Consider the following 11516-nt stretch of genomic DNA (forward strand, 5'->3'; position numbering starts at 1 on the left):
TGCCGCCGGGCGGCGCCACCCTCGCTGCCGCGCAGGCGCGCGCGGCCGATGCCGACCACTGAATTGCCCACCGATCGGGCCGCGCGCCGCGCGGCCGGTTCAGAACCTGTCTCCCAAACGATATGAACACTCCCGCTCCTACCGGTTTCCGTTGCGGCATGATCGCGATCGTGGGCCGTCCGAACGTCGGCAAGTCGACGTTGATGAACGCACTCGTCGGCCAGAAGATCAGCATCACGTCGCGCAAGGCGCAAACGACCCGCCATCGCATCACCGGCATCAACACGTTCGACGACGCGCAATTCGTGTTCGTCGACACGCCGGGCTTCCAGACCCGTCACAGCACCGCGCTGAACCGCTCGCTGAACCGCGCGGTCACGTCGACGCTCACGTCGGTCGACGTGATCCTGTTCGTGATCGAGGCTGGCCGCTTCGGGCCCGACGACCAGAAGGTGCTCGACCTGATCCCGCCCGGCATGCCGACGCTGCTGATCGCGAACAAGATCGACCGCGTGACCGACAAGGCGACGCTGTTCCCGTTCATGCAGCAGATGAGCGGGCTGCGCGAATTCACCGAACTCGTGCCGCTGTCGGCGCAGCGGCCGGAAGACATCAAGCGCCTGCTGGAAACGATCAAGCCGTACCTGCCGGAAGGCGAACCGATCTACGGCGAGGACGAACTGACCGACCGCAGCTCGCGCTTCCTCGCGGCCGAAATCCTGCGCGAGAAGGTGTTCCGCTGGACCGGCGACGAACTGCCGTACACGAGCACCGTGCTGATCGACAAGTTCGAGGAGGAAGGGCGCCTGAAGCGCATCTTCGCGACGATCCTCGTCGAGCGCGATTCGCACAAGGCGATGGTGATCGGCAAGAAGGGCGAGAAGCTCAAGCAGATCAGCACCGAGGCGCGAATGGACATGGAGAGGCTGTTCGACGGCCCCGTGTATCTCGAGACCTTCGTGAAGGTGAAGAGCGGCTGGGCCGACAACGAGGCGGGGCTGCGCGCCTATGGGTACGAATGACGCGCTGACGTCGACCGAAGACGCGGTGACCGCCGGCGCGAACGACGCGCCGCTGCCGGCACCGCCCGAACCGCCGCGTCGCAAGGCGCGGCGCGCGACGTCTCGCACGTCCGATTTCCGCGTCGCCGAGCAGCCGGCGTTCGTGCTGCACAGCTATCCGTACCGGGAAACGAGCCTGATCATCGACGTGCTCACGCGTGATCACGGCCGCCTCGCGCTGGTCGCGAAGGGCGCGAAGCGCCCGCACTCCGCGCTGCGCGGCGTGCTGCAGACGTTCCAGCCGCTGCTGCTGTCCTGGTCGGGCAAATCCGAAGTGCGCACGCTGACGGGCGCCGAGTGGGTGGGCGGGATGCTGCCGCTCGGCGGCGACGGGCTGCTGTGCGGCTTCTACGTGAACGAGCTGCTCGTGAAATTCTGCGCGCGCGAAGATCCCCAGCCGCCGCTCTTCAATCATTACGTGCTGACGCTCACGCGCCTCGCCCACGGCGAACCCGCGGTGCAGGTGCTGCGCTCGTTCGAGCGCGTGCTGCTGCGCGAGACCGGCTATGCGATGGCGCTGAACCGCACGGTCGCGCGCCGTGCGGTCGAACCCGATCGCCGCTACGTGTTCGATCCCGAGCGTGGCGTGCGCAATGCCGACGACGACGTGCCGTCGCACTGGCCGGTGATTACCGGACAGACGTTGCTCGACATGGAGCAGGACGATTACCATCGAGCCCAGACGGTTGCGCAAAGCAAGACGCTGATGCGCTTCCTGCTGAACACCTATCTCGGCGGTACGCCGCTTGCCACGCGTCAGATCCTGATCGACCTGCAAAACCTATGAGCTTCTTCCTGACAACGCCCACCGCCATCGATCTTGGCGTGAACATCGACCACGTCGCGACGCTGCGCAACGCGCGCGGCACGGCCTACCCCGATCCGGTCCGCGCGGCGCTCGCCGCCGAAGAGGCCGGGGCGGACGTGATCACGCTGCACCTGCGCGAGGACCGCCGCCACATCGTCGACGCCGATGTGCGCACGCTGCGCCCGCTGCTGAAGACGCGCATGAACCTCGAATGCGCGGTGACGGCCGAGATGCTCGACATCGCGTGTGAAGTGCGTCCGCACGACGCGTGCCTCGTGCCCGAGAAGCGCGAGGAGCTGACGACCGAAGGCGGCCTCGACGTCGCCGGCCGCTTCGAGGCCGTGCGTGCGGCCTGCAAGCAGCTCGCCGACGCCGGCGTGCGCGTGTCGCTGTTCATCGATCCGGACGAAACGCAGATCCGCGCCGCGCACGAAGCCGGTGCGCCGGTGGTCGAGCTGCACACGGGCCGCTACGCCGATGCGCACGACGAAGCCGAGCAGCAGCGCGAATACGAGCGCATCGTCGCGGGCGTGCAGGCCGGCGCGCAACTGGGCCTGAAGGTCAACGCGGGCCACGGTCTGCATTACACGAACGTGCAGCAGATCGCCGCGATCGACGGCATCGTCGAACTGAACATCGGCCACGCGATCGTCGCGCACGCGATCTTCGCGGGCTGGGACAACGCGGTGCGCGAGATGAAGGCGATCATGGTCGCCGCGCGTGTCGCCGCGCTGCACGGCGGCGCGCGCTGACGATGCATTCCCTCCGCGCGCGCTTCGCTCGTCACCCGGCATCGTCCGCGCATCACGGCGGGCGTTGACATGGCGATCTACGGTATTGGCACCGACATCGTCCAGGTGAGCCGCATCGCGGCCGTGCTCGAGCGCACGGGCGGCCGGTTTGCCGAGAAGGTGCTGGGCCCCGACGAGCTGCGCGTGTTTCACGCGCGCCGCGCGCGCTCCGAGGCGCGCGGCATCGCGTTCCTCGCGACGCGCTTTTCCGCGAAGGAAGCGTTCTCGAAGGCGATCGGCCTCGGCATGCACTGGCCGATGACCTGGCGCGCGCTGCAGACCCTCAACCAGCGCAGCGGCGAACCGTACGTCGTCGCGTCGGGCGAGCTGGCCGACTGGCTCGCCGCGCGCGGCATCACGGCACGCGTGACGGTCAGCGACGAACGCGACTACGCGGTGTCGTTCGTGGTCGCCGAGACCGACGCCGCGCCGCCGCCCGCACCCGCACCTGTTTCCCGAACCACTCCCTGACGGACTTCCCGATTCGATGAAAACGACTCCCGGCCCGGTCATGCTCGACGTCGTCGGCACGGCCCTGTCGCGCGACGATGCGCGGCGCCTTGCCCATCCGAACACCGGCGGCGTGATCCTGTTCGCGCGGCATTTCCAGAACCGCTCGCAGCTGACCGCGCTGACCGATTCGATCCGCGCGGTGCGCGAGGACATCCTGATCGCCGTCGATCACGAGGGCGGTCGCGTGCAGCGGTTCCGCACCGACGGCTTCACGGTGCTGCCCGCGATGCGCCGCCTCGGCGAACTGTGGGACCGCGACGTGCTGCTCGCGACGAAGGTCGCCACCGCGGTCGGCTACATCCTGGCCGCCGAGCTGCGCGCGTGCGGGATCGACATGAGTTTCACGCCGGTGCTCGACCTCGACTACGGGCAATCGAAGGTGATCGGCGATCGCGCGTTCCATCGCGACCCGCGCGTCGTCACGCTGCTCGCGAAGAGCCTGAACCACGGGCTGTCGCTCGCGGGCATGGCGAACTGCGGCAAGCATTTCCCGGGGCACGGCTTCGCGGAAGCCGATTCGCACGTCGCGCTGCCGACCGACGACCGGCCGCTCGACGCGATCCTCAAGCAGGACGTCGCGCCGTACGACTGGCTCGGGCTGTCGCTGTCCGCCGTGATTCCCGCGCACGTGATCTACACGCAGGTCGACAAGCGGCCGGCCGGCTTCTCGCGCGTGTGGCTGCAGGACATCCTGCGCGGGCAGTTGGGCTTCAACGGCGCGATCTTCAGCGACGACCTGTCGATGGAGGCGGCACGCGAAGGCGGCACGCTCACGCAGGCGGCCGACGCGGCGCTCGCCGCCGGCTGCGACATGGTGCTCGTCTGCAACCAGCCGGAGGCGGCCGAGGTCGTGCTGAACGGGCTGAAGGCGCAGGCGTCGGCCGAGTCGGTGCGACGCCTCAAGCGGATGCGGGCGCGCGGCAAGTCGCTCAAGTGGGACAAGCTGATCGCGCAGCCCGAGTATCTGCAGGCGCAGGCGCTGTTGAGCAGCGCACTGGCGTAAGCGGGGAAGGGGGCGATGCCGCTCTCCCGTTGCCGAAAACGAAAAGCCGCGCATTTGCGCGGCTTTTTCATTGGGGTGTGAAGCGCGGGCGATACGTCTTAACGCAACTAACCGTCAGCTCCAGCCAGCGCCTCCAACAACGGCGGCCCGGTCAGTTGACCTTCATCCGCTGGAGCTTGTTGTACAGCGTCTTGGGACTGATGCCGAGCAGCGTGGCGGCGCGATGGCGCGTGCCGCCCACCGCGTCGAGCGTCGCGCGGATCAGCAGATCCTCGACGTCGGACAGCGGGGTGCCGACCTTGATCTGCACGCTGCTGCCGTTCAGTGCGGCGCCGGCCGCGAAGCTCGCTTCGCCGGCGCGCAGCGTCTCGATGAAGTCGCCGGACGCGTCATAGGCGAAGCGCACGCGCTCCTGCAGTTCGCGCACGTTGCCGGGCCATTCGTACGACAGGCATTCGCGCACGAAGCCCTGCGCCGCGCGCTTGTCGGTCGTGCTGCGGCCGGTGGCGCCCGCGTCGCGGTTCAGTTCGTCGATCAGGGAGTCCGCGATGGCGAGCGCATCGCCGTCGCGCTCGCGTAGCGGCGGCATCGTGATCGAGGCCGCATCGAGACGCAGCCACAGATCCTCGCGCAGCATGCCGTTCGCGACCGCCTCGCGGGCCGGGCGGCGCGTGGTCGCGATCAGCCGGAAATCGCTCGCGATCGAGCTCGTGCCGCCGATCCGCATGAAGTTCTGCGAGTCGAGCGCATGCAGCAGCGCCTCCTGCAGCACGAGCGGCAGTGCGGTGATCTCGTCGAGGCACAGCGTGCCGCCGCCGGCCTGTTCGAACAGGCCCGATTCGCGCCGCTCGGCGCCGTCGAACGCGCCGCGCTCATGGCCGAACAGGATGCTGTCGAGCGACGCGCCGTGACGGCCGGCTTGCGCGATCGTGCGGCAGTCGAACGACACGAACGGCCCCTTGCGGCGCCGGCTCAGGTCGTGCAGCGTGCGCGCGGCCAGCTTCTTGCCGGTGCCGGCCTCGCCTGCGAACAGCACGGCCGTTTCGGTGCCCGCGTTGTGCTCGATCATGTCGTACACGTGCTGCATCGCCTCGCTGCGGCCGACCAGTGCGCCGAACCGGCCGAGGTGGCGCAGCGACGCGCGCAGCGTCCGCACTTCGTCGATCAGTTCGTAGGGCCGCGGAATCCGGGCCAGCAGGCTGCGCAGGCGCGGAATGTTGATCGGCTTCAGCAGGTAGTCCCAGATGCCGTGACGCAGGCCTTCGATCGCGCTCTCCACCGTCGCGTTGCCCGTCAGCACGATCACCGGCAGCGACCCGTTCGGCTGCTGCTGCGGCAGGTGCTGGAGCAGGTCGAACCCGCTGCCGTCCGGCAGGTTCAGGTCGACGAGGACGACATCGGGAATCGAGCGGCCGAGCGCCGTGCGTGCCTCGGCGAGCGACGTGGCCGTGTCGACCGAGAAGCCGTCTGCGGCAAGCAGCGCGGTCAGGCCGGACAGACTGTTGGGATCGTCTTCGACAATCAGGGCGTGTGGCATGGTGGACGCGAGTCGAGTCAAGAGAGGCGGGCTGTCGGCCGTCGAGCCAGCCGCAGCCGCATGTCAGATTAAAGACTGATTTTATGCCCCGCTGCACGCCTGACGTGCATTATTTCTCTGTCGCTATAAAACAGTTACCGATGATACAAATTGAATACCTTTAGTGCTGGATTTTGTGTGACCTATGGTGCCGACGCCCTCAGTGCTGTTGACGGCAGGCAAACAAAAAGCGCCCCGAAGGGCGCTTTGTTCGATACGAAAATCGCAGGCGATTACGCGCGGCTGCGGTATTCGTTCGTACGCGTATCGATTTCGATCTTGTCGCCGGTGCTGCAGAAGAGCGGCACTTGCAGTTCGAAGCCCGTTGCGAGCTTGGCGTTCTTCAGCACCTTGCCCGACGACGTGTCGCCCTTGACGGCCGGTTCCGTGTAGGTGATCTCGCGAACCAGGATCGTCGGCAGTTCGACCGAGATCGCCTTCTCGTTGTAGAACACGACTTCGCAAGCCATGCCGTCTTCGAGGTAGTTCAGCGCTTCGCCCATCATTTCCGCTTCGACTTCGTACTGGTTGTAGTCGGCGTCCATGAACACGTACATCGGGTCGGCGAAGTACGAGTACGTCACTTCCTTGCGGTCGAGCATGACGACGTCGAACTTGTCGTCGGCCTTGTAGACCGATTCCTGACCTGCGTTCGTCAGCAGGTTCTTCATCTTCATCTTGACGACGGCGGCGTTACGGCCCGACTTGTTGTATTCCGTCTTTGCGATGACCCATGCGTCGCTGCCGATCTGCACGACGTTGCCTACGCGGAGTTCCTGTGCGGTCTTCATAAAAAACTGTCCTGATCCAATCAAATAAATAGATGCCTGAGCGTTGCGCAACGGCTGACGGCGCAAGCGGGGGGAGTTCCGATGGGCGCCAAGTGCCTCGAACGCGAGCGCTTGCGTAGTCAGCCGTCGGATAACCGCTTATTTTAACTGAGATTTTGCGAATTCCGCCAGCTTTCCGGCGAGATCGCCGACACTCGCCAGTGCATCGGCCCAGCGGGCCGCATTGGCGTCGAGTGCGGCACGATGCTGGAGCAAATCGCCCCAATCGGGCGTGCCGACGCCATTCCAAGCATGCCAGAAGCGCTCGAGCGCCGTGCGCGGCGCGCCGGCGAGGCCGGCCGACAGGTGCGCGAGCGCGGCGTCGAGCTTCGGCAGGTGTGCGTCGTCGGCCTGCGGGTAGATGTGCCACACGAACGGCTTGCGCGCCCATTGCGCGCGGACGAACGAATCCTCGCCACGCACGAAATTGATGTCGGCCACCCACAGCAGCGGGTCAAAGTCGGCCTGCGGGACGAACGCGAGCCCGTATGCGGTCAGGTTGCCGCTCGTTGCCCGTGCGCCGGCACCGAACGATTCGACCCCGAAAAAGCGGGCGACGGCCGGAGACACGCGGCCGGCCGGCACGAGCGCGACGACGGGCGACGGGCTGTCGCGCCACTGCGCGAGCAGTGCGTCGACGGCCGGATTTTCATACGCGAACAGGCTGACGACCGTCGTGCCGGGCGCCGGCGGCGCGTCGCCGGTCGCATGCCGCCACCACGCGGCACGCGCCGCCGTGTCGGCTTCGAAGGCCGCGCGGCGCGCGTCGAGGTCGCGTTCTTTCAGCACGCCGCCCGTGCCGGCCGACAGTCCCGGGAAGAAGAACGTCTTCAGCAACGGGTAGCGCGGATGCGGCGACGGCCGCAAATGGAAATCGGCGACCCAGTCTTCGGCGCTCAGATATTCGAGATTGATCCACACGGGGCGGCGCGTGCGGCGGGCCATCGCCGCGAGATACGCGCCGGGCAGCTCGCACGCGAACGCCTCGATCACGACATCGGCGATCTCGAGCGCGTCGCCGACTTCCGCATGCCAGTGTTCGACCACGATGCCGTCGAGCGTCTGCCGGCCCGCCTCGGGATCGACGCCCGCCAGCAGCCGCGCGAACGTGTGCAGGTCGTCGATGAAGAGGCGCACCTGCCAGCCGTGTTCGTGCGCGAGCTGGCGCGCGAGGCGCCAGCACACGCCGATGTCGCCGAAGTTGTCGATCACGGTGCAGAAGAGGTCGCATGCGATCGGTTCGTCGGGCGCGAGCGGTGAAGCGGAAGCGGGGGCGGTGCGGGGCATCGAAGCGGGCCGGTGAATGCTCTAAACTGGCGATTCTAATGGACCCGTTCCGCGCCACAAGGCCCCCGGATCACGCATGACATCCCCAGAAGCCGCCGACATCCCGTTCGAACCGAAGAAGATCCTCGCCCAGTTGCCGCACATGCCGGGCGTCTACCGCTACTACGACACGGCGGGCGCCGTGCTTTACGTCGGCAAGGCGCGCGACCTGAAGAAGCGCGTGTCGAGCTATTTCACGAAGACGCAGCTGTCGCCGCGCATCGCGATGATGGTCACGCGCATCGCGCGCATCGAGACGACCGTCACGCGCTCGGAGGCCGAGGCGCTGCTGCTCGAGAACAACCTGATCAAGGCGCTCGCGCCGCGCTACAACATCCTGTTTCGCGACGACAAGTCGTATCCGTACCTGAAGCTCACCGCGCACCGCTTTCCGCGCATGGCCTACTACCGCGGCTCGGTCGACAAGCAGAACCAGTATTTCGGACCGTTCCCGAGCGCGTGGGCCGTGCGCGAGAGCATCCAGATCCTGCAGCGCGTATTCCAGTTGCGCACCTGCGAGGATTCGGTTTTCAACAACCGCACGCGGCCGTGCCTGCTGCATCAGATCGGGCGCTGCACGGCGCCATGCGTCGGTGCGATTTCCGCGGACGACTACGCGATCGACGTGTCGAACGCCGCGCGCTTCCTGCTCGGCCGGCAGTCGGAAGTGATGAAGGAGCTCGAGCAGAAGATGCACGCGTTCGCGGCCGAGCTGAAGTTCGAGCAGGCGGCTGCCGTGCGCAACCAGATGAGTTCGCTCGCGACGGTGCTGCACCAGCAGGCGATCGAAGTCGGCAGCGACAGCGACGTCGACATCCTGGCGGTGGTCGCGCAGGGCGGACGCGTGTGCGTGAACCTGGCGATGGTGCGCGGCGGCCGGCATCTTGGCGACAAGGCCTATTTCCCGGCGCATGTCGAAAGTGCGCTGACGCTTGCCGAAGGCGGGCTCGGCGACGAAGCCGACGGGGCGGATGGTGCCGACGAAGTGGCCGCGGCGTTGCCCGGCGAGCCGGCGGGCGAAGCTGTCGCCGCGCGTGACGCGGCGTCATCGGCGTCGGGGGCATCAGGGGCATCGGTCGAGGCCGAGGTGCTCGATGCGTTCATCGCGCAGCACTATCTCGGCAATCGCGTGCCGCCCGTGCTGGTCGTGAGCCATGCGCCCGCGAGCCGCGACCTGCTCGAGCTGCTGTCCGAGCAGGCCGGTCACAAGGTATCGCTGGTGCGGCAGCCGCAGGGGCAGCGGCGCGCGTGGCTGTCGATGGCTGAACAGAATGCCCGGCTCGCGCTTGCACGGTTGCTGTCCGAGCAGGGCTCGCAGCAGGCGCGCACGCGCGCGCTCGCGGAGACGCTCAGCTTCGAATGCGACGATCTCGCGATGCTGCGGATCGAGTGTTTTGACATCAGTCACACGATGGGCGAGGCGACGCAGGCGTCGTGCGTGGTCTACCACCATCACAAGATGCAGTCGGGCGAGTACCGTCGCTACAACATCACCGGCATCACGCCGGGCGACGATTACGCGGCCATGCGGCAGGTGCTGACGCGCCGCTACGAGAAGATGGTCGAGCTGGCCGCGCAGGCGGCCGCCGCCGATGACGCGGCCGGCATCGACGGCGAATCGACGCGCCAGGCCGAGGCCTCGAGTTTGCTGCCGAACATCGTGCTGATCGACGGCGGCAAGGGACAGGTCGAGATCGCGCGGCAGGTGTTCACCGAGCTCGGACTCGACACGTCGATGCTGGTCGGCGTCGCGAAGGGCGAGGGGCGCAAGGTCGGCCTCGAGACGCTCGTGTTCGCGGACGGCCGCACGCCGCTCGAACTCGGCAAGGAGAGCGCCGCGCTGATGCTGGTTGCGCAGATCCGCGACGAGGCGCACCGTTTTGCGATCACCGGGATGCGCGCGAAGCGGGCGAAGGCACGCCAGACGTCGCGGCTCGAGGAGCTCGAAGGGGTCGGCGCGAAACGCCGTCAGCGGCTGCTCGCGCGGTTCGGCGGGCTGCGCGGGGTGGTCGCCGCGAGCGTCGAGGAACTGGCGAGCGTCGAGGGCATCTCGCACGCGCTCGCCGAGCAGATCTACAAGCAGCTTCACTGATCCGGGCCGTGCGACCGGCCGCGCCTGCCGGCGCTCTCGCGTTCTTGCGTCCTTGTAGCAGGCCGGTCGACACGGCACAATTGCGAATCCCTTACTGACCCGCATGCCATGCCGTTCAATTTCCCGATTTTCCTGACGTGGGTCCGGATCGTGCTGATTCCGCTCGTCGTCGGCGTGTTCTATCTGCCGGACACGGTGATGGGCGGCGCGCACCGCAACCTCGCGGCAGCGGCGATCTTCATCCTCGCCGCGCTGACCGACTGGTTCGACGGGTTTCTCGCCCGCAAGTGGAACCAGACGTCGTCGTTCGGCGCCTTCCTCGATCCGGTAGCGGACAAGCTGATGGTGACGGCCGCGCTGCTGATCCTCGTGCAGATTTCGCGGGTCGATGCGGCGATCGCGCTGGTGATCGTCGGTCGCGAGATCGCGATCTCGGCGCTGCGCGAATGGATGGCACAGATCGGCGCGTCGAAGAGCGTCGCGGTGAACCAGCTCGGCAAGTTCAAGACCGCGTGCCAGATGGTCGCGATCCCGATGCTGCTGTACTACGGCCCGCTGCCGCTCGGCATCGCGACGATCGACACGCGCGTGTGGGGCGAGTGGCTGATGTATCTCGCGGCGGTGCTGACGATCTGGTCGATGCTGTACTACATGAAGCTCGCATGGCCGCAGATCCGCGAGCGCGGCGGCGCATGACGCGATCCGCCCATTCGATCGCGACGGTTTTTAGAAAAAGGGCTGGAAAAGCCCTTGACACACGAATGTGCCTTCGCCATAATCTCGCTTCTCCGCTGCACGACGAAGTAAGTGTGTGACGGAAGCAGTAGGCAGCAATACGCGGGAGTAGCTCAGTTGGTAGAGCGCAACCTTGCCAAGGTTGAGGTCGCGAGTTCGAGACTCGTCTCCCGCTCCAGATTTTTCTGGCAGCGTGTTGTACGGCAAAGCGCTGCAGGTGCAGGACAATGCGGGAGTAGCTCAGTTGGTAGAGCGCAACCTTGCCAAGGTTGAGGTCGCGAGTTCGAGACTCGTCTCCCGCTCCAGATTTTTCTGGCAGCGTGTTGTACGGCAAAGCGCTGCAGGTGCAGGACAATGCGGGAGTAGCTCAGTTGGTAGAGCGCAACCTTGCCAAGGTTGAGGTCGCGAGTTCGAGACTCGTCTCCCGCTCCAGGTAATGGGGAAGCCTCGCTTCCCTTTTTATTTGATGGACTGATGGTCCTCGAATAAAAATCTGCCGCTTGCCTTCACGGCATCCGGGCAGTCCGCTTTTGGCGCGATAGCAAAGCGGTTATGCAGCGGCCTGCAAAGCCGTTTAGGCCGGTTCGACTCCGGCTCGCGCCTCCAAGTAGCAAAGAAAAAGCCCTGAGAAATCAGGGCTTTTTCTTTTTCCGGTGACCCATCCTGAAATAGGTTGACACTTTTTCGCCGAGGCGAGGAGGTGCCAGATGGAGCAAGGGATCAAGCGGACGCAGCGGGACTACAGCCTGGCTTTTAAGCTGTCAGTGGTGGTGCAAGTCGA

The 11516-nt window shown here is 66.4% G+C and carries 10 protein-coding genes and 4 tRNA genes; 11 read left to right on the forward strand and 3 right to left on the reverse strand.

From position 1 onward, the window contains the following. Window positions 1-122 precede the first annotated feature (122 nt). The 5 genes from era to nagZ all read left to right on the forward strand — a co-directional run bounded on the left by era (window position 123) and on the right by nagZ (window position 4176). Window positions 123-1022: a GTPase Era gene (gene era / locus F3J14_RS30395; protein ID WP_166726083.1), complete on the forward strand. Its 900-nt coding sequence runs from the start codon at window positions 123-125 to the stop codon at window positions 1020-1022. Next, entirely contained in the window at window positions 1009-1848 is an 840-nt protein-coding gene (gene recO / locus F3J14_RS30400) for a DNA repair protein RecO (RefSeq protein ID WP_006751876.1), read from the forward strand. The genes era and recO overlap by 14 nt, the downstream gene beginning before the upstream one ends. Continuing rightward, window positions 1845-2621, forward strand: coding sequence for a pyridoxine 5'-phosphate synthase (gene pdxJ, locus F3J14_RS30405; protein WP_166726084.1), 777 nt, complete (start codon window positions 1845-1847; stop codon window positions 2619-2621). Before recO ends, pdxJ begins: the two co-directional genes overlap by 4 nt. Window positions 2622-2690: 69 nt before the next feature. After that, the gene (gene acpS, locus F3J14_RS30410; RefSeq protein WP_166726085.1) at window positions 2691-3131 is read left to right on the forward strand and encodes a holo-ACP synthase; all 441 of its coding nucleotides are present in this window, start codon (window positions 2691-2693) and stop codon (window positions 3129-3131) included. A 16-nt stretch (window positions 3132-3147) separates the two neighbouring features. After that, window positions 3148-4176: a beta-N-acetylhexosaminidase gene (gene nagZ / locus F3J14_RS30415; protein WP_166726086.1), complete on the forward strand. Its 1029-nt coding sequence runs from the start codon at window positions 3148-3150 to the stop codon at window positions 4174-4176. A 151-nt stretch (window positions 4177-4327) separates the two neighbouring features. Here nagZ and F3J14_RS30420 read toward each other — a convergent pair whose 3' ends face one another. From F3J14_RS30420 to earP, 3 genes are all read right to left on the reverse strand, one after another. After that, window positions 4328-5713 carry a sigma-54 dependent transcriptional regulator gene (locus tag F3J14_RS30420; protein ID WP_166726087.1) on the reverse strand — a complete coding sequence of 462 codons (1386 nt, stop codon included), beginning with the start codon at window positions 5711-5713 and terminating at the stop codon, window positions 4328-4330. Window positions 5714-5985: 272 nt separating this feature from the next. Next, on the reverse strand, window positions 5986-6543 hold the full coding sequence (efp, locus tag F3J14_RS30425; RefSeq protein ID WP_006751871.1) for an elongation factor P: 558 nt from the start codon (window positions 6541-6543) through the stop codon (window positions 5986-5988). A gap of 138 nt (window positions 6544-6681) precedes the next feature. Next, window positions 6682-7869: an elongation factor P maturation arginine rhamnosyltransferase EarP gene (earP, locus tag F3J14_RS30430; RefSeq protein ID WP_166726088.1), complete on the reverse strand. Its 1188-nt coding sequence runs from the start codon at window positions 7867-7869 to the stop codon at window positions 6682-6684. 76 nt (window positions 7870-7945) lie between these two features. Here earP and uvrC point away from each other — a divergent pair, with 76 nt between their 5' ends. The 6 genes from uvrC to F3J14_RS30460 all read left to right on the forward strand — a co-directional run bounded on the left by uvrC (window position 7946) and on the right by F3J14_RS30460 (window position 11341). Further along, window positions 7946-10000, forward strand: coding sequence for an excinuclease ABC subunit UvrC (uvrC, locus tag F3J14_RS30435; protein ID WP_166726089.1), 2055 nt, complete (start codon window positions 7946-7948; stop codon window positions 9998-10000). A gap of 108 nt (window positions 10001-10108) precedes the next feature. Beyond that, window positions 10109-10696, forward strand: a complete 588-nt coding sequence (pgsA, locus tag F3J14_RS30440; protein WP_006757520.1) for a CDP-diacylglycerol--glycerol-3-phosphate 3-phosphatidyltransferase — start codon at window positions 10109-10111, stop codon at window positions 10694-10696. Window positions 10697-10837: 141 nt separating this feature from the next. Next, window positions 10838-10913: transfer RNA gene (locus tag F3J14_RS30445), tRNA-Gly, on the forward strand. Between the two features lie 51 nt (window positions 10914-10964). Beyond that, a tRNA-Gly gene (locus F3J14_RS30450) sits at window positions 10965-11040 on the forward strand. A gap of 51 nt (window positions 11041-11091) precedes the next feature. After that, a tRNA-Gly gene (locus F3J14_RS30455) sits at window positions 11092-11167 on the forward strand. Between the two features lie 100 nt (window positions 11168-11267). Beyond that, window positions 11268-11341: transfer RNA gene (locus F3J14_RS30460), tRNA-Cys, on the forward strand. Window positions 11342-11516: the final 175 nt, after the last annotated feature.

Source organism: Burkholderia sp. Tr-862 (assembly GCF_011753085.1).
Taxonomy (GTDB): Bacteria; Pseudomonadota; Gammaproteobacteria; order Burkholderiales; family Burkholderiaceae; genus Burkholderia; species Burkholderia ambifaria.